At 67.4% G+C, this 18746-nt stretch carries 11 protein-coding genes and 1 tRNA gene; 6 read left to right on the forward strand and 6 right to left on the reverse strand.

Features of this window, described 5'->3' with window-relative positions:
• Nucleotides 1-17: 17 nt before the first annotated feature.
• Nucleotides 18-872 (forward strand): DUF3105 domain-containing protein, encoded by an 855-nt coding sequence (locus VX037_RS09660; RefSeq protein ID WP_328714081.1) that lies wholly within the window; start codon nucleotides 18-20, stop codon nucleotides 870-872.
• Nucleotides 869-1753 carry a DUF305 domain-containing protein gene (locus VX037_RS09665; RefSeq protein ID WP_442903653.1) on the forward strand — a complete coding sequence of 295 codons (885 nt, stop codon included), beginning with the start codon at nucleotides 869-871 and terminating at the stop codon, nucleotides 1751-1753. The genes VX037_RS09660 and VX037_RS09665 overlap by 4 nt, the downstream gene beginning before the upstream one ends.
• Before the next feature lie 18 nt (nucleotides 1754-1771).
• Here VX037_RS09665 and VX037_RS09670 read toward each other — a convergent pair whose 3' ends face one another.
• The 6 genes from VX037_RS09670 to VX037_RS09695 all read right to left on the reverse strand — a co-directional run bounded on the left by VX037_RS09670 (nucleotide 1772) and on the right by VX037_RS09695 (nucleotide 8891).
• Complete coding sequence (locus tag VX037_RS09670) at nucleotides 1772-2422, reverse strand: hypothetical protein (protein ID WP_328714083.1); 651 nt, start codon at nucleotides 2420-2422, stop codon at nucleotides 1772-1774.
• 191 nt (nucleotides 2423-2613) lie between these two features.
• A tRNA-Arg gene (locus VX037_RS09675) sits at nucleotides 2614-2686 on the reverse strand.
• A gap of 80 nt (nucleotides 2687-2766) precedes the next feature.
• Nucleotides 2767-5379, reverse strand: coding sequence for an ATP-binding protein (locus tag VX037_RS09680; RefSeq protein WP_328714085.1), 2613 nt, complete (start codon nucleotides 5377-5379; stop codon nucleotides 2767-2769).
• On the reverse strand, nucleotides 5376-6521 hold the full coding sequence (locus VX037_RS09685; protein WP_308191707.1) for a metallophosphoesterase family protein: 1146 nt from the start codon (nucleotides 6519-6521) through the stop codon (nucleotides 5376-5378). Before VX037_RS09685 ends, VX037_RS09680 begins: the two co-directional genes overlap by 4 nt.
• A 220-nt stretch (nucleotides 6522-6741) precedes the next feature.
• Nucleotides 6742-8265: an MFS transporter gene (locus VX037_RS09690; protein WP_328714087.1), complete on the reverse strand. Its 1524-nt coding sequence runs from the start codon at nucleotides 8263-8265 to the stop codon at nucleotides 6742-6744.
• Nucleotides 8262-8891, reverse strand: coding sequence for a PadR family transcriptional regulator (locus VX037_RS09695; RefSeq protein WP_328714088.1), 630 nt, complete (start codon nucleotides 8889-8891; stop codon nucleotides 8262-8264). Before VX037_RS09695 ends, VX037_RS09690 begins: the two co-directional genes overlap by 4 nt.
• Nucleotides 8892-8994: 103 nt before the next feature.
• Between VX037_RS09695 and VX037_RS09700 the strand changes: the two genes are divergently transcribed.
• From VX037_RS09700 to VX037_RS09715, 4 genes are all read left to right on the forward strand, one after another.
• Complete coding sequence (locus VX037_RS09700) at nucleotides 8995-10071, forward strand: glutathione S-transferase family protein (protein ID WP_328714090.1); 1077 nt, start codon at nucleotides 8995-8997, stop codon at nucleotides 10069-10071.
• The gene (locus VX037_RS09705) at nucleotides 10064-10819 is read left to right on the forward strand and encodes a hypothetical protein (RefSeq protein WP_235723817.1); all 756 of its coding nucleotides are present in this window, start codon (nucleotides 10064-10066) and stop codon (nucleotides 10817-10819) included. Before VX037_RS09700 ends, VX037_RS09705 begins: the two co-directional genes overlap by 8 nt.
• 20 nt (nucleotides 10820-10839) lie before the next feature.
• Entirely contained in the window at nucleotides 10840-14670 is a 3831-nt protein-coding gene (locus tag VX037_RS09710) for an ABC transporter ATP-binding protein (protein WP_328714161.1), read from the forward strand.
• A gap of 212 nt (nucleotides 14671-14882) precedes the next feature.
• Nucleotides 14883-18644 (forward strand): multifunctional oxoglutarate decarboxylase/oxoglutarate dehydrogenase thiamine pyrophosphate-binding subunit/dihydrolipoyllysine-residue succinyltransferase subunit, encoded by a 3762-nt coding sequence (locus VX037_RS09715; RefSeq protein ID WP_442903656.1) that lies wholly within the window; start codon nucleotides 14883-14885, stop codon nucleotides 18642-18644.
• The last annotated feature ends 102 nt before the right edge of the window (nucleotides 18645-18746 follow it).

Raw genomic sequence — 18746 nt, forward strand, 5'->3', positions numbered from 1 at the left:
ATCGGTGAAAGAGAGCTATGGCGCGCACCCCGGGAGCCAACGTCCCCAAGGCCGGCCGAGGATCGGGTGCCCGGCGCGGCATCGACTGGATGATCGTCGGGGCCATCGTGCTGGTGCTCGCGCTGATCGGTGGTCTGATCTGGTACCTGCTGCCGAAGTTCCGCGACCAGCAGGAAGCCCAAGAACTCAAACCGCAGACGGTTGCGGAGTTCGTGCCATCGGCGCAGAACCCGGACCCGTCCGACGCGATCGATGGCGTCACCAAGATCTATTACCAGGCCGCTCAGCACGTGCGGGCCGACCAGCGCGTGGCCTACGACCAGTCGCCGCCATTCGGCGGCCCGCACGACGAGGTCTGGGCCACCTGCACCGGCATCGTGTACCCGGACGCATTGCGCTCGGAGAACGCCGTACATGCGCTCGAGCACGGCGCGGTGTGGATCGCCTACAACCCGGACACGATCAGCGACGCGGACCTCGACGTGCTGACGAAGAAGGTCAGTGGTGAACAGTTCCTGTTCATGTCGCCGTATCCGGGCCTGGACCAGGCGATCTCACTGCAGAGCTGGGGACATCAGCTGAAGCTCGATACCGCCGACGATCCGCGCGTCGACCAGTTCATCACCGCCTTGCGACGCAACACCACGCCCGGCGTCTACTCAGAGAATCCGGCCGCCGCGGCGTTCCCCGAGACGCAGGCTGCCTGTGCCGCCATCCCGGGGGCCTTCGACCCGAGCGACCCGCCAGCTGCCGACGAGGGCCAACCCGGCCCTGGCGCCGTGCAGATGGACGGGACCGGCGCGACGTCGGGCGCCGGTCAGGACATGGGCACCGGCGCACAGGCGCCGACCGACGCAACGGGTACGCCATGACCGACGGTGACGGTATGAACGACGGGGCGCACGACGCCCACGGAACCGACCGCGAGGACCGGGCACCCGATCCGGAATCAGCTGCCGCATCACGCAGGATGTTGCTGAGCACCCTGGCCACGGTGGCTGTGCTCCTCGTGGGGATGGGGCTGGGCCTGCTTATCGCGTCCATGCTGCACAGCGACGACGCGGAGTCCGACGCGGCGCCCGCGACCGATTCCGCTGCGGTCGGGTTCGCCCAGGACATGATCCGCCACCATGAGCAGGGAGTCGAGATGGCGGCGATCGAACTCGAGAACGGTACCGACCCGCAGGTCCGCAGCATGGCCTTCGACATCCTGACCACGCAGAGCAACGAGATCGGGCAGATGCAGTCGTGGCTGACGAGGTGGGGTCAACCTCTGATCAACCCGAGCGGCCCGATGGCGTGGATGGGTCACGAGATGAGCGACTCGGCGGCGTCGTCGGGCACCCCGCACGACCACGGCACAGACAGCGGCCACGGCACCTCCGACGGGCACGAGCACGGCACCTCCGACGAGCATTCCGCGGCGCACGACGGCGCAGGCATGGCGCCCGACGATGCGATGCCCGCAGTTCCATCCGCCGAACCCCCGATGCCCGGGATGGCCACCCCGGCCGAGATGGACCGCTTGCGGTCGACACAGGGCGCCGACACCGACGTCTACTTCCTGCAGCTCATGCTGCGCCATCACGAGGGCGGGATCGAGATGATGGAGTACGCGACCGACCCCGACCAGGTCTCCGAGGACTACGTTCGTGCCCTCGCCGCCGGCATGCAGCGCACTCAGACCAAGGAGATCGCGATCCTCACCGCGCTGATCGGCGAACGTGGCGCACAGCCCCTGCCGATGAACTGAATCGGACGTGACCGACGGTCAATCCCGGTCCCAGCGCGGAAGCGTCAGGGCGGCGGACAGCCAGAAGCACACCGCCCCGACGAACGTCCCGGTGTTGGCCACCGACTGGCTGATCACCACCCCGGTGGAATCCACGTATGCGCCGACCGCGGAGACCCCGAAGGCGATGCAGCCGAGCAGGTTGATCTGCACCGCCCACCACTCTCGTCGTCCCGGCGCCCAGATCCGCACCGCGTGGGCGAACACCAGCACCGCGAGCACCCCGCTCACCAAGAAGGCGACCGATCCCGCAGCGTCCGGCGTCCAGACCTGCCGCCTCTCCTGCACGACGGTGTCCGCGTGCAGAGCCGCTGCGGTGCTCACGTTGAACAACAGGGTTCCACCGAACTGCGTTGCCGACGAAAGCCATTCGGTGCGAATGTGTTTTCGTCCGGATACCTCGGTGGTGGCGTCGCCACTGAGCACCAGTTGGATCAGCGCAGCACCGGTGAAGAACCAGGCACCCACGAAGAAACTCACATTTGCGGCTGACGAACCCGCCCATGCAACGAACCCGGGTGCCGACCCGAGCGCGAACAATGCGGATCCGATCATGAATCCCCAGCACTGCTTGTCGACGGTGGCCGCGAAGTACCGATCCGGTCCGGTAGCGGCGGCTTGTGTAGTCATAGGTGAATCTTGCGGTGCGGACCCCGATTCGGCGCGGCAAACCGGGCAACGTTCATCGAAGATTGATTCGCATCGTGCAGGTGCATCGCACACCGACCGGAGGTCGGCATGGATGTGACAGTGCGCCCGCGCAAAAATCTTTCAAACCACAGTGGGCGCACACCGACCGGAGGTCGGCAGGAATGTGACAGTGCCCCCGATAGGATTCGAACCTATGGCCTTCTGCTCCGGAGGCAGACGCTCTATCCCCTGAGCTACGGGGGCTCATCGGGCGAGGGCTAGCGTAGCGCACCCGGCGGGGTGATCCCAAAACCGGGGCGGCGCGTCGCGAGGGGCCTCGATCGTCACACGGCGACGATCTCGGCCTCGTCGACACCCCGGTATCGGTCGGGGCTGCATGTCAGCACGATGACCTGCGCGTCGCGCCCGGCCGCGGTGAGCACCTCTCCCATGGCCGCGATCCGGTGCGGATCGCTGTAGCCGAGTGCGTCGTCGAGGAGCACCGGCACTCCGTCGGCCTCGTCGACGAGCGTGGCGCAGGCCAGCCGGGTGAGCAGTGCCAACTGTTCGCGCGCCCCGCCGGACAATGCCTCGTGCGCGATGGTGAGGCCATCGACGGTGCGCGACACCACTTCCAGGTTGTCGTCGACATCGAAACTCACTCCCGCTCCGAATACGTGGGCACCCAGCTCCGCCAGGCGCCGGGCGAAGGGGTCGGCGTAGCGGGTGCGTGTCTGCTGACGTTTGTCCAGGAGCGTCCGGTACAGCAGCTCGGCCGCGTCGGCACGCCGCTGTACGCGGTCCCGGGCTGCGATGGCACTCTCGAGTTCTGCCGTCGCGTCCTGGAGCAGGTCGAGGCGCGACTCGTCACGGTAGAGCTCGATCCGCGCGCGGAGTTCGGTGGCGGAGCGTTCGAGGTCGGCATGTTCGCGCGCAATCGCGGCGAGGTCGGCGGTCACCCGCTCCCGCCGTAACTCGATCTCGGCGACGTCGAGACGCGCGAGCTCGGTCTCGAGTCGACCGAGCCGGTCACGTGCCTCACCGAGCCGCGTGGCCGCGGCCTGCACCGTTCGTCGCGCATCATCGTCGCTGAGTTGCGCGAGCATCTCGGCGCGGCGTCTTTCCAGCTCGACCATGCGGCCAGCCAGTCGCTCGCGCTCCTCCCGAGCCATACGCCCCTCGGTGCGGGCCTCCCGTGCGGCCGAATGCTGCTGTGTGACCGCACGTTCCGCCGACATCACCAGTTCGGAGAGCTCACGCTCGGTCCCCGCGAGCGACGCGATGTCATCGGGGTCAACGTCGGCGCCTGCCGACTCCGTCTCGATGATGGTGCGCAGCTCGTCACGTCGTTCGACCATGGCACGGTGGCTTCGGTCACCGATGAGTTCGCGTGCCCGTCGTTGCGAACTCGCCCGCCGCTCCACCAGGTTCGCGCGCTCTCGCGCCCGATCCGCATGGTCGTCGAGGCCGGCGAGCCCGTGGGTGGCACAGAACGCCGCTATCTCATGGTCTACCGTTGCGAGTTCTTGTGCCGGAGCGGCGGTGTCGGCACCGGGGCGGACCGTGACCGTGACCACTCCGGCGACCTCTATGACCGCGTCGGTCACGGCCACCCGATCGGCGGTGTCGGCCACGGCCTCACCATCCACGGTGACAGTGCTCGCACCGGTCGGTTCGACGGTGAAGCGCGCCGCGACCGCTTCCAGCCGCGCCTGAGCCACCGCACGACGCCGCGCCAGGTCGACCGCGGTGTGGACCGCGGACGCATCGACGGTGTTGGCCCGCAGCGACTCGTCGAGAGTCGACGACTCGGTGGCGATGCGATCGAGTTCAACGAGCCGTTCATCGAGATCGCGCAGTTCGCGACGTTGTTCTCGAACGCGCTGCGCGGACTGCGCCGCCGACAACGCGGTCTGGACCATCTGCCAGCGTTCGCGGACGGCATGCAACTCGTCCTCGAGGTGTCGCGCCGAGGTCTCAGCGCGTTGCGCCCGTGCATCGTGGTCGGTGATCCCGGCTCCCAGCCGTTCGGCATCGGCCGTCGCTGCGGCGATCTGCGCCGCGACCCGCTCCCGATCGACGACATCACGCTGCGCCAGCTGACTGGCCGTGAGCAGATGCCGCACCTCGGCGTCGGCCGCCGCCTGCTCGGTCTGTAGACGCTCGATTTCGGTCCAGCTGATCGCGAGTTCGTCGCGCTCGACCTCACGCAACTCCCGGGTGCGCGCGAGTTCGGACCGGCGATCGAGGAGGCTGCGAAGGCGCTGCGCATCGGCGTCGACCGCGTCTCGGGCGTCGGCAAGTGTCCGGCAACGCTTGTCGAGCTCGTCGGCAGTCCGCATCGCGGCGGCGAGTTCGCCAGTGGGCCGGCCCTGACCCAAGGTCCGGTAGCGACGGTACTCGGCCTCGGCGGCGTCGATGAGGGCCTGTTCGGCAACCTCCGCCGACGCGGAATCCGCTGTGTCACCGTCGGACTCCGAAGCCCGATCCAGAGCACGGGCGAGAGCGGCACTGTCGCCCATCGGACGACCGGCCGCGTCATCGGCCTGCAACAACCGAAGAGCGCGAAACAGCGTGAGATCGGCGTGTCCGCCCAGGATCTCCAGTACGCGTTCGTGGGCGTCGCGCCCGGTGAGCTGTTCTGGACGCGGCCGATGGATGCTCAGATTCGTCGCCGGCTGCCGATTGAACCGCTTCGAGTAGGTGAAGTGCCAAGGACCGCAAGATATCTCGACCTCGACCTCGGTACCCACCTCACGGCCGGCCGGCATGATCGCACGGACCTTCGCCGCTTTGCTCTCGGCACGGACGTCGAGCAGCAACTCAAGAGCCTCGATCATCGAGGATTTGCCCGCCTCGTTGGCGCCCTCGACGACGGTCACCCCGCGTTCGGCGAACCGGATGTCCCGGTCGGCGACACCCCGGTACTCGTGCAGACGCATCCGATGGAGCCTCATCGAATCCTCCCGGTGAGGCGATGCAACAGGGCCAGCGCATCGCGCGCGTTGCGCGCCTCGTCGAGGTCGGTGGATCCGCTGCGATCGAACAGCTCCTCGGCGGCCTCCCGGACGTAGCCCCCGACCCCGAGGTCGGCTAGGTCACCATCGTCGGCGACCACCACGAGATCTTCCGCGCCGTCCGGGCGGGTGACCGAGGCGAATCGGTCGGCGGCCTCCTCGAGCAACTCGTCGAGCGCTGCCCCCTCCGTGACCGACACCGACCCGACGAGCCGCAAACCGAGCACCACCCTCGGTTTGTCGTCGATATCGTCGAGTCGCCGGCGCAACGCCTCGATGTCGGCGAGTCCGGCGATGTCGGCCGACACCGTCCGAAATGACCACTGCCCCACCCGATGCGGAACCACGTCGACATCGCGCGACGAACCGGAACGGCGCAGGGTGACCGCGAGGACATGGCCGGGCTCCTGCTCGATGTGATCGAAGTTGGTGACCTCGTGTGCACCCGGGTACCACACCCGTCCGGTGGTCCCCACCGAGGTGACCGAGTGCCGATCGCCCAGAGCGACATAGTCGAGCAGGCCACCGTCGACCGCGGCCTCCACCGCGGCGAGCCCGATGAGCGCCTCGTCGCCGCCCGGGGTCAACGCGTCGACACCGCCGTGACCCACCATCACCCGGATGGCGTCGGCAGGCGCGAGACGTGCTACCTGGGCGGCTACCAGATCGGTTCCCGGCTGCTTGTGCGACCAGGGTGCAGCGATCAGCTCGACACCCGCGCGCACCTGATGCACACCTGCACCCGAAAGCACCGTGACGTTGTCCGGGCACGCCTGCGCAAAGGTCCGGGAACGATAGATCCCCGCCGCGTCGAAGGGATCATGGTTGCCCGGCAACAGGTATACGGGGATTCCGTAGGCGCCGAGCGCGTCGAGGGTGCGGCGGATGATCTTCGACGACACCCGATGGTCTTCGAAGACATCCCCGGACACCACCACGAACTCGGCGTCCACCTCGGCGGCGAGTGTGCCGATGCGTTCGACGGCCTCGTGGCGCGCGGCGGTGTAGGCATGCGCGGCGTCGGCATCGAGGTGGCGCCGCGTCATCCCCAACTGCCAATCGGCCGTGTGCAGGAAGGTCACCTCGTGCGCGGACCCGGCCACCGATCCCGGCGACTCGAGCCGGCCTGCGCCCGCCGCCGCTGGCCGGGACCGGTTCGGCTGTGTCTGGTCGGGATCGAACCCCGGCAGGTCGAACAACGGCACGGTCATGTCTCACCTCCCACTCTCGAGCCGCATCCTACGAGCGTGGACCGACACACTGTGGGAGGCGAAGCCGTGAGCTGGTGCGGTGCCGCGCGGATCAGGCCGTTGCGACGGGCCCGGCCGCCGCGCTGTCGCCGGCCTGCGCACCCTGCCCACCAGGCGCGGGCACACCGGCCTGATGACGAGGTTTGACGAAGAACAGGGCCGCTGCCACGCCGATCAACAACACTGCCGCGGGCAGGTAGAGCGACTGACCCATGGCGGTGGCGAAGCCGTCCCGGACCGCGTCGGGTAGCTGGCCGCCGGCGCTGTGGTGTTCGGTGTCGACTCCCGGGAGCAGAGTGGCCAGACGCGTCTGCATCAGCGCGCCCACCGCGGCGCTGCCGAGCACCGAACCGATCATCCGCGTGGTGTTGTACACGCCGGCGCCGGCGCCGGCCTGATGCCACGGCAGGTTGCGGGTCGCCGTGGCTGCCAACGGCGCCCAGATCCCGGCCGACGCGACGCCCATCAGACACATCGGGATGATCAGCAGCCACACCGGGGTTTCCGGACGGGCGATCACGCCGAGCCAGCCGACCGCAACGGCGTTCAGCAGCAACGCAGAGGCGATGATCGTACGTGGGTGCACCCGGTCGAGGACCCGACCGACGATCGGCGCGAGTGCACCGGTCAGCAACGCCATCGGCACCATCATCACCGCAGCCCGGGTGGGTGACATGCCACCGACGAGCTGCAAGAAGAACATCGTGGGGATCATCAGACCGGAGATCGCGAAGCCCATCGACGCGATCCCGATGTTGGCCAGGGAGAAGTTGCGGTCGGCGAAAAGCGACAGCGGCACCAACGGTTCGCCCTTGATCCGCGATTGCCACCACACGAACAGCGCCATGAGGACCACGCCGCCGATGATCAGTGACCAGATCAAGGCGTTCCAGCCGTACTTCTCGCCGTCCTGAATTCCGAAGACGAGCGCGAACATACCCACTGCCGACAAGGCCACACCGAGCCAGTCGAATTGATGGTCGTGCGTTTCCACGTCGGGCACGAGCACAGCGGCCAACACCAGGCCGACGACGCCGACCGGCAGGTTGACGAAAAAGATCCACTCCCAGCCCAATCCGTCGGTCAGAATGCCGCCGAGCAGCGGCCCCACCAGCGTCGCGACGCCGGCGACGGTGCCCCAGACGCCCATGGCCGCACCACGCTTCTCCGGCGGGAAGATGCGGGTGATCAGCGCCATCGTCTGCGGGGTGATCAAGGCGGCGCCGACACCCTGGAGGGCTCGGGCGGCAACGAGTTCACCGATGGTGTCGGAGAATCCGCACCAGACGCTCGCGATCGTGAATACCAGCAAGCCGATCTGGTAGACGCGTTTCGGCCCGTACTTGTCGCCGAGACGGCCGGTGATCAGCAGCGGGACCGCGTAGGTGAGCAGGTAGGCGCTGGTGACCCACACGATGCCGTTCACGTCGGTGTCGAGTGCAGTCTGGATCTGCGGCTGCGCCACGGCGACGATCGTCATGTCCACGAGGATCATGAAGAAGCCGACACACAGCGCCAGCATCGCCGCCCAGGGCCGGGTGGTCAGCGGCACGGCGGGGGTTGATGGAGAGGTCATGCGTCGGCGTCCTTCTCGTGCGGTGCGGTGGAGGCGGCGACGGCCCGGAAGTCCGGGTCGTCGAGCCAGGCGATGGAGTGGTTTGTCAAACGTTCGAGCAGGTCACGGAGCCAGTCGATCTGCGCACTCAATGTCGTGATGCGACAGCCGATGTCGAGATAGAACATCTCCGCCTTGCCGCTGTCGGCGGCCTCGGCGGCGCCCACGCGCAGGTTCTCGAGTTCGGCGCACATCTGCGTCAGCCGCGTGGTGAGCAGCTCGATGACACGCGACCGCGGCAGACCATGGGCCTCCGAGAGCGCCAGATACAACTGTGGATACTCCGTCGGATGTCCTTCGAGCAGCTGCTCGAGGCTGCGCGCCAAGGCGGCGCGGCCGGTGGCGGTGATGCGATAGATCGTCCGCTCGGGGCGATTGCCCTCCCGCTCGACGTCGTGAACCTCGATCAGCTCTTTGTCGGACAATCGGTCGACCGTGTGATAAAGCGTGCCGGGCCGGAATTTCACGAGGCGGTCTTCGCGCCGCTCGATCGTGGTCTGAAACATCTCATAGGGATGCATCGGCCGCTCGGCCACCAGCCCGAGCACGAGTACCGCCAGGGGCGGCAACATCCCGTTCGCCGACATGCGCTGATCCTCGCTCGCTATTCGAAGTCAAATATTCCAGATGGAATATACCGCTTCGACCATCTTCTGCCAACCGTCGGACGGGGTCATTACTGTGGATCACATGACCACCAACAGCCCCCGCACCGCCGCGGCCGCCCCCACCGAGGGAGCGGCGACCGAGCAGGGTGTCTATGTGACCACCGGACAGGAGTTCGTCCGGGACACGAACTACATCGACACACGGATCACCCGCGACGGCCGCGACGGTTACCCCGTCGAGGCAGGCCGCTACCGCCTGGTCGTCGCCCGGGCCTGCCCATGGGCCAACCGGACGATCATCGTGCGCCGCCTCCTCGGCCTCGAGAACGCGCTGTCGATGGGCATGTGCGGACCCACCCATGACTCCGACTCGTGGACCTTCGACCTCGACCCCGAGGGCCTCGACCCGGTGCTGCAGATCCCCCGTCTCAAGGACGCGTACGAGAAACGGTTCCCCGGTTACCCCAAGGGGATCACAGTGCCCGCGGTGGTCGACATCCCGACCGGTGCGGTGGTCACCAACGACTACCCGCAGATCACCATCGACTTCGAACTCGAATGGACCGACCACCACCGCGAAGGCGCACCGGAGCTCTATCCCGAACATCTGCGCGATGAGATCGACGAAGTCAACCGGGGTGTGTACACCGAGGTCAACAATGGTGTCTACCGTTGCGGCTTCGCCGGGGACCAGGAGTCCTACGAGAAGGCCTACGACCGGCTGTTCGCCAAGCTCGACGAACTCTCCGAGCGCCTGGCCAACCAGCGCTACCTGGTCGGCGACACGATCACCGAGGCCGATATCAGACTGTTCACGACCCTGGCTCGCTTCGATCCCGTCTACCACGGCCACTTCAAGTGCAATCGCAGCAAGCTCGCGGAGATGCCGGTGTTGTGGGCATACGCCCGCGACCTGTTCCAGACGCCCGGATTCGGCGACACCATCGATTTCACCCAGATCAAACGCCACTACTACGTGGTGCATCGAGACATCAACCCCACCGGCATCATCCCGGTGGGTCCTGACCTCCACAACTGGCTGACTCCCCATCATCGCGAGGAACTCGGGGGTCGCCCCTTCGGCGACGGCACACCCCCCGGACCGCCACAGCCCGGCGAGGTCGTGCCCGCCGCGGACGGAGTGCCGACCGATGGCTGATCGCGACCGGACCCATGGAAGCGGGGATTCGGGCGACCAGCAGCGCCCTCCCGGCAAGGCCGTGGACGTGACGGGCGGTCTCCTCGATCGCGCGCAACGCCTGCAGGCGCCGGCAGTTGCCCGATATGTGCGTAGCCTGCGAACCGCGAATCCGGAGGAGACGCCGGCGCAGATCATCGCGCGACTCGAGAAGCTCTACCTCACCGCCGTCACCGGCTCCGGCGGCGCCGTCGGCGCGACCGCCGCCGTCCCCGGCGTGGGCACGATGACCGCACTGGGCGCGATGACCGGCGAGACCGCGTTCTTCCTCGAGGCATCGGCCCTGCTCGCGTTGTCGATCGCCGAGGTACACGGCATCCCGGTGCACGATTCCGAGCGCCGCAAAACCCTCGTCCTCGCCGTCGCGCTCGGCGAGGAGGGCGTCGTCGCGCTGGGGCGCCTCGTCGGCACCCGGGGCGGGGCCTTGCGGCGGCTGGGCGGCGCGAGCATTCCCGGCGGCGGCCTGGCGAAGCTGAACAAAACACTCGTCAACAAGGTGGCCAAGAAGTATGCGTTCAAGCGCGCGCCACTGCTGTTCGGCAAACTCCTGCCGGCCGGCATCGGCGCAATGATCGGCGGGGTCGGCAACCGCGCCCTGGGCAAACGCGTCATTGCCAACGCACGCGAGGCGTTCGGCCCACCGCCGACCACGTGGACGATCGACGGCGAGGTCGTCGCCGGTACCGGGCTTCCGCCGGGACGTCGGTGATCTCCGCGCTCCAATCCCGAGTGCGGCACGGTGACAAGGGGACGCCGCCGGCAACCGACGACGCCCCCACCCGACGCGGCTGGATCCGGCGACTCGTCGCCGAATGTGGACGCCATCGCGCGCTGGTCACCATCACACTGGCGGTGACAGCGGTGGCGGTCGCGGTCGACCTGATCGCGCCGCTACTTGCCAAGGCGGCCATCGACCACGCGACCGGCGCCGTCTCCGACGGGTTGTCGATCCGGCTCATCGTCATCGCGCTCGTCGTCTTGGCGGTGGTGCGCTACGGATGTCAGTTCGGGCGGCGCCTGACCGCGGGACGGCTGTCGGTGACCGTGCAGAACGGGCTGCGTCGCAAGTTGCTCGACACGCTGCTGCATCTCGATGGCAACGCGCAGAACCAGATCCGTACCGGCCAGATCGTCTCCCGGTCGATCTCGGATCTGCAGATCGTGCAGGGCCTGCTGGCCATGGCGCCACTCTCAATCGGGGCCGCGGTCCAGGTCGTGTTCGCCATCGGGATCATGTCTTATCTGTCACCCCTGCTCACCTGCGTCGCATTGTCGATCTTCCCGCTGGTCGCCCTGGTCGTGATGCGCACTCGCCGAAAGCTGTTCGCCGCCACCTGGTCTGCCCAGCAGGCGGCCGCCGACGTGGCACAGCATGTCGAGGAAACCGTCACCGGTGTCCGTGTGGTCAAGGGGTTCGGTCAGGAACGCCGTGCAGTCGACGAACTGGTCGGCCTGGGCACCCGCCTGTTCTCGCTGCGGATGCGGGCCGGACGGATCAACGCCCGCTTCACCCCCACAATGGCCGCCATCCCACAACTAGGCATGGTCGCCGTGATCGCGCTCGGCGGATACCTCACCATGCACGGCCACATCACGGCCGGCACCTTCCTCGCCTTCGCCACCTACATCGCCTCGATGACCGCATTGGCGCGACTACTCACCAACCTCGTGGTGAGCGCGCAACTCGCGCGCGCCGCCGTCGATCGCGTCTACGACGTGATCGACCATCCGCGCGACCCGGCCGAACACAACACCGCGACCCTGCCCGACGGGCCGATCGGGCTGCGGGTACGCGACGTCGGGTTCGCATTCGGTGACCGACAGGTCCTCGACGGGGTCGACCTGACTGTGGGGCCCGGCGAATGTGTCGCCGTGGTCGGCCGCCCCGGGTCGGGAAAGTCCACCCTCGCGGATCTGGTCGGACACTACTACCGGCCCGAGCGCGGTGCGGTCGAGCTGCTCGTCGGAGACACGGTCCACCCAATCGACGCACTGGCATCCGACGCCTTGCACGACGCGGTGTCGGTGGTCTTCGACGAACCGTTCCTGTACTCCGACACCATCGCGGCCAACATCATGCTCGGGCCCGACGGCGCCGACATCAGCCTCGCCTCCGGTGCGCCACCGAGCGCCCGACTGGTGTCGGCCGCCGAGCGCGCGGACGCGCTCGAGTTCATCGACGGCCTCACCGATGGCTTCGACACCGTCGTCGGCGAGCGGGGACTGACCCTGTCCGGCGGCCAGCGCCAGCGCGTGGCCCTGGCCCGCGCGCTCTACGCCGGGTCCCGCGTACTGGTCCTCGACGACGCGACCTCGGCGGTGGACGCCTCCACCGAGGTCCGGATCCTGCGTGGGCTGCGCGCCGAGCGCCGCACGATGCTGCTGCTGGCACACCGCCGGTCCACGCTGGCCCTGGCCGACCGGGTCGCCGTTCTCGACGGCGGGCGGATCGTCGACGTGGGGACCGTCGACGAGTTGGACGCGCGGTGCGGGTTGTTCGCCAGCCTGATGTCCTCGGCCGACCCTGAACAGGTGGTCGGCGAGACCCTCCCGGAAGTGCCTGGGGGCCCGGCGCTCGACGACCTGTGGCCACCCAGTCCCGCACCCGATCACACCATCCGACGACCGGTGACACCCACCCGAGGCCCGGGTGGCGGCGGCGCCAGGGGCGGCGGTGGCATGGGCGGCGCCCTCGGCTCGATGCCGGCGACGCCCGAACTCACCGCCGCAGTCGACGCGCTACCACCCGCCGACGAGCAGCCCACCATCGACGTGAACACTGCCCGCTCGGACAACCGGGACTTCTCCTTGGCTCAACTCCTGCGGCCGGTGCGCTGGCTGCTCGGCGCCGCAATCGTCACCATCGCGATCGACACCCTCGTCGGGTTGGCCTTTCCCTCCCTGGCGCGCACCGTCATCGACGCCGCGACGCACACCGACGAAACGACGCTGTGGTGGGCGAGCGCGGTGGGAGTGGCACTGGTGGGCGTCGGCTGGCTGGCCGCCGCCACGATGACGATCACCTCGACCCGGGCCGGCGAACGCGTCCTGTTCGGTCTGCGCGTCCGCAGCTACGCGCACTTGCAGCGGCTGGGTCTGGACTACTACGAGCGCGAACTCTCCGGTCGGATCATGACCCGGATGACCACCGATGTCGACGCACTGTCCACGTTCCTGCAGACGGGCCTGTCCACTGCGGTCGTCGCTGCGCTCACCCTGGTGGGGGTCACGGTGGCCCTGCTCATCACCGATCCGTTACTCGGTGCGCTCATCCTGCCGGTCTTTCCGGTGCTGATCGTCGCCACCGTGGTGTTCCGCCGTATCTCCTCGGTGGCTTATACCCGGTCACGGGAGTTGGTCAGCCTGGTCAACGCCGACTTTCAGGAGAACATCGCCGGTATCAAGACCACGCAGACCTATCGGCACACGCCCACCGCGACGGCACGCTTCACCCGCCGCACCGATGAGTGGCTGAGCGCCCGGATGGTCTCCCAGACCGCGATCTCGATCTACTTCCCGTTCATCACTTTCATGTCCGACCTCGCCGCCGCGGTCGCAATCGCGGTCGGCGCACACCAGATCTCCCAGGGCTCGCTGTCGGCAGGCACCCTCGTCGCGTTCGTCCTCTACCTGTCGATGCTCTTCGGGCCGGTACAACAGCTCTCCCAGGTATTCGACGGATACCAGCAGGCCGCGGTCGGCCTACGCCGTATCGGCGACCTGATCCGCACCCCGAGTTCGCTGCACCGTCGCGACAGTCACACTCCCGTACCGGCAGCGGGTTTCGACGGCCGCGTCGACTTCGCCGACGTGTCCTTCCGTTACGCCGGCGCCGATCGCGACGCGCTGACCGAGATCGACCTCACGGTCCCGTCCGGCACCTCGCTGGCGCTGGTCGGCAAGACCGGCGCGGGCAAGTCGACCATCGTCAAGTTGCTGGCCCGCTACTACGACCCCACCTCGGGTTCGGTCCGGATGGACGGGACCGACATCCGCGACCACGAACTCGAGGCCTACCGCGCCCGCATCGGAGTCGTGCCACAGGAACCACATCTGTTCACCGGCACCGTCGCCGACAACATCGCGTACGGCCGACCCGATGCCCAGCGGGCAGAGATCGCCGCGGCGGCGTCGGCGGTCGGCGCCGCGGGCATGATCGCCGAGTTGCCCGGCGCGATGAACCACCCGATCGGCGAGCGGGGGCAGGGTCTGTCGTCGGGGCAGCGCCAACTGATCGCGCTCGCGCGCGCCGAACTCGTTCACCCCGACCTGCTCCTGCTCGACGAGGCGACCGCCACCCTCGACCAGGCGACCGAGGCGCTCGTACTCGCCGCCGGCGAGGCCCTCACCCACCGCCGGACGTCGGTCATCGTCGCCCATCGCCTCGCCACTGCGGCACGGGCCGATGTCATCGCCGTGGTCGATCAGGGCCGAATCGTCGAGTGGGGAACACACCGCGAGCTACTGGCGTTGAACGGAAGGTACCGCGCGTTCTGGGATGCCGGTGTCGCCCCAGACGCCGACGGTATCGCCACCGCCGGTGACACCCGCCTCAGGTGACAGGTGACATACACCTCAAGATGCTGTGTTCGGTGAGGTCAGACGCACGCCACCGACTCGGCACGCGTACCATCTGCAGGTGGTTCACCGATAGTCTTCACAAGGGACTTACGTGGTGACAAGCGACCCGACACCAGAGGGAATTGAGGCGAGTAGGCGCTGTGAGCAGTTCGATTTCGGATTTCGGACAAAACACCTGGCTGGTCGAGGAGATGTACCAGCAATACAAGAAGGACCCGAAGTCGGTCGATCCGAGTTGGCATGACTTCCTGGCCGACTACGACCCCAACTCGAACGGCTCGTCCGATACGGCGGCCACCACTGACGCCCCCGCCACCGCAGCTCCGGCGACCTCGTCCGCCGCGAAGGCCCCGGCAACGCCGTCGGCCTCGGCAGAGTCCACCTCGAAGTCTGCGCCGGCCAAGCAGAGCAAGCAGGTGACCCTCGACCAGCAGCCGACAAAGGCTGCCGCCCGCAAGGCCGGACCCACCAAGGAATCGACGGCCACCAAGGCCGCTTCCGGCCAGAGCACCGCCAGCCGCGACGGATCGGCCCGCTCGCAGAAGGCCAAGGAGCCGGCGAAGGCCGCGGCCACAGCACCCAGCGAGGACGAGAACAAGGTCCTGCGCGGCCCGGCCGCCGCGATCGCCAAGAACATGTCGGCGTCGTTGGAGATCCCGACCGCCACCAGCGTTCGCGCCGTCCCCGCCAAGCTGATGATCGACAACCGGATCGTCATCAACAATCATCTCGCCCGTACCCGCGGCGGCAAGATCAGCTTCACCCACATCCTCGGCTACGCCATCGTCCAGGCGATCAAGGCGTTCCCGAACATGAATCGCCACTTCGCCGAGGTCGACAACAAGCCCAACGCGGTCACCCCCGCGCACACCAACCTGGGTCTGGCCATCGACCTGGTCGGCAAAGACGGCAATCGGACGCTGGTCGTCGCCGCGATCAAGAACTGCGAGACGATGGGGTTCGCGGAGTTCTACACCGCTTACCAGGACATCGTCCGACGTGCGCGTGACGGCAAACTCACCGCCGAGGACTTCTCGGGTGTGACCATCTCGCTGACCAACCCGGGCACCATCGGCACCGTGCACTCGGTACCGCGCCTGATGAAGGGGCAGGGCGCCATCGTCGGCGCCGGCGCGATGGAGTATCCAGCGGAGTTCCAGGGCGCCAGCGACGAGCAGATCGCCGATCTCGGCGTCGGCAAGCTGATGACGCTGACCTCCACCTACGACCACCGCATCATCCAGGGTGCCGAGTCGGGCGACTTCCTGCGGACCATCCACCAGTTGCTGCTGGACGACGCCTTCTACGACGAGATCTTCACCGCGTTCCACATCCCCTACGAGCCGGTCCGCTGGCGCCGCGACATCCCCGCCGGACTGGTGGACAAGAGCACCCGCGTTCTGGAACTCATTGCGGCATACCGCAACCGCGGGCATCTGATGGCTGACATCGATCCGCTGATGATGGACAGCGATGCACGCGCGAGTCATCCGGACCTCGATGTGCTCACCTACGGCCTCACTCTCTGGGACCTCGATCGCAGCTTCAAGGTCGGCGGTTTCCACGGCCAGGAGAAGATGAAGCTGCGCGACGTGCTGTCGATCCTGCGCGATGCGTACTGCCGCCATGTGGGTGTCGAGTACACCCACATCCTCGAGCCCGAACAGCAGCGCTGGGTGCAGGACCGGGTGGAGATCAAACACGTCAAGCCGCCGGTCGCCGAGCAGAAGTACATCCTGTCGAAGCTGAACGCGGCCGAGGCGTTCGAGACGTTCCTGCAGACCAAGTACGTCGGTCAAAAGCGCTTCTCGCTCGAGGGTGCCGAGTCGGTGATCCCGATGATGGATGCCGTGATCGACCAGGGTGCCGAACACAGTCTCAACGAGGTCGTCATCGGCATGCCCCACCGCGGCCGCCTCAACGTGCTCGCCAACATCGTCGGCAAGCCGTACTCGAAGATCTTCACCGAGTTCGAGGGCAACCTGAATCCGTCGCAGGCGCACGGATCGGGCGATGTGAAGTATCACCTCGGCGCCGAGGGCAAGTACTACCAGATGTTCGGCGACAACGAGATCAACGTCTCGCTGACCGCCAATCCGAGCCACCTCGAGGCCGTCGACCCCGTTCTCGAGGGTCTCGTCCGCGCCAAGCAGGACCTGCTCGACGACGACGACCAGTTCTCGGTGCTGCCATTGATGCTGCACGGCGACGCCGCCTTCGCCGGTCAGGGGGTGGTCGCGGAGACACTGAACATGGCGATGCTCCCGGGCTACCGTACCGGCGGCACCATCCACATCGTCGTCAACAACCAGGTCGGTTTCACCACGGCCCCGGAGCATTCCCGGTCGACCGAGTACTGCACCGACGTCGCCAAGATGATCGGCGCGCCGATCTTCCACGTCAACGGCGACGACCCGGAGGCGTGCGTGTGGGTCGCCAAACTCGCGGTCGACTACCGCCAGGCCTTCGGCAAGGACGTCGTCATCGATCTCGTCTGCTTCCGTCGCCGCGGCCACAACGAGGGCGACGACCCGTCGATGACCCAACCGGCCATGTACGACGTGATCGACACCAAGCGCGGCGTCCGCAAGAGCTACACCGAAGCCCTGATCGGTCGCGGTGACATCTCCACCAAAGAGGCCGAGGACGCTCTGCGCGATTACCAAGGTCAGCTCGAGCGGGTGTTCAACGAGGTCAAGGAACTCGAGAAGTATCACGCCGAACCGAGCCCCTCGATCCAGGCCGATCAGACCCTGCCGACCAAGCTGGTGACCGCCGTCGACAAGGAGGTCCTCGAGGCCATCGGCGACGCGTTCTTCCACACCCCCGACGGCTTCGATGCGCATCCGCGTGTGAAGCCAGTGCTGGAACGTCGCCACGAGATGTCGCGTCACGGGAAGATCGACTGGGCCTTTGCCGAGCTGCTCGCCTACGGTTCGCTCGTGTTGGAGGGCCGCACGGTCCGCCTGTCGGGTCAGGACTCCCGGCGCGGCACGTTCACCCAGCGGCACTCGGTGCTCATCGACCGCGACAGCGGCGCGGAGTACACCCCGCTCAACAACCTGAAGACCATCGCCGGCGACAGCGCCGAGGGCCGGTTCATGGTCTACGACTCGCCGCTGTCGGAGTTCGCGGTGGTCGGCTTCGAATACGGCTATTCGGTCGGCAACCCGGACGCGCTGGTGATGTGGGAAGCCCAGTTCGGCGACTTCGTCAACGGCGCGCAGTCGATCATCGACGAGTTCATCTCCTCCGGCGAGGCCAAGTGGGGACAGCTCTCCGACGTCGTCCTGATGCTGCCGCACGGACACGAGGGCCAGGGCCCCGACCACACCTCGGGTCGTATCGAACGATTCCTTCAGCTTTGTGCCGAGGGATCGATGACTGTCGCGCTGCCGTCGACCCCGTCGAGCTACTTCCACCTGTTGCGCCGCCACGTGCTCGACGGCATCAGCCGTCCGTTGATCGTGTTCACCCCGAAGTCGATGCTGCGCAACAAGAATGCGGTCAGCCCCATCGAGGAGTTCACCGACGACAAGTTCCGCTCGGTACTCGACGACCCGAGGTTCCTCGGTGGCGCCGATCGCAGCAAGGTCAAGCGAGTGCTGCTGGTGAGCGGCAAGCTCTACTACGAACTCGCCGCGCGCCGCGACAAGGAGAAGCGCGAAGATGTCGCTGTCGTGCGCATCGAGCAGCTGTACCCGGTGCCGCACCGCCGTCTGCGCAACACCCTCGAGCAGTACCCGAACGCCGAGGACTTCCGCTGGGTCCAGGAAGAGCCGGCCAACCAGGGTCCGTGGCCGTTCCTGGGCCTGTGGCTGCCCGAGGTGCTGCCGGACGTGCTCAGCGGTCTTCGGCGCATCTCGCGTCGGGCCATGTCGGCACCGTCGTCGGGCTCGAGCAAGGTGCACGCCGTGGAGCAGCAGGAGATCCTCGACGAGTGCTTCTCCTGATGTGACGGCCTCCTGACCGCACCTCGCGGCGGTTAACCGAACGGCAGCCACCCCACTTCCGCAACGAAGTGGGGTGGCTGCGTCTTCGCCGACAGAACCCTG

The organism is Gordonia sp. Z-3 (assembly GCF_036233855.1).
Classification (GTDB): domain Bacteria; phylum Actinomycetota; class Actinomycetes; order Mycobacteriales; family Mycobacteriaceae; genus Gordonia; species Gordonia tangerina.

Coding starts and splice junctions, on each gene's coding strand:
- VX037_RS09660 (WP_328714081.1), top strand. CDS start 18: ATGGCGCGCACCCCGGGAGCCAACGTCCCCAAGGCCGGCCGAGGATCG.
- VX037_RS09665 (WP_442903653.1), top strand. CDS start 869: ATGACCGACGGTGACGGTATGAACGACGGGGCGCACGACGCCCACGGA.
- VX037_RS09670 (WP_328714083.1), bottom strand. CDS start 2,422: ATGACTACACAAGCCGCCGCTACCGGACCGGATCGGTACTTCGCGGCC.
- VX037_RS09680 (WP_328714085.1), bottom strand. CDS start 5,379: ATGAGGCTCCATCGGATGCGTCTGCACGAGTACCGGGGTGTCGCCGAC.
- VX037_RS09690 (WP_328714087.1), bottom strand. CDS start 8,265: ATGACCTCTCCATCAACCCCCGCCGTGCCGCTGACCACCCGGCCCTGG.
- VX037_RS09695 (WP_328714088.1), bottom strand. CDS start 8,891: ATGTCGGCGAACGGGATGTTGCCGCCCCTGGCGGTACTCGTGCTCGGG.
- VX037_RS09700 (WP_328714090.1), top strand. CDS start 8,995: ATGACCACCAACAGCCCCCGCACCGCCGCGGCCGCCCCCACCGAGGGA.
- VX037_RS09705 (WP_235723817.1), top strand. CDS start 10,064: ATGGCTGATCGCGACCGGACCCATGGAAGCGGGGATTCGGGCGACCAG.
- VX037_RS09715 (WP_442903656.1), top strand. CDS start 14,883: ATGTACCAGCAATACAAGAAGGACCCGAAGTCGGTCGATCCGAGTTGG.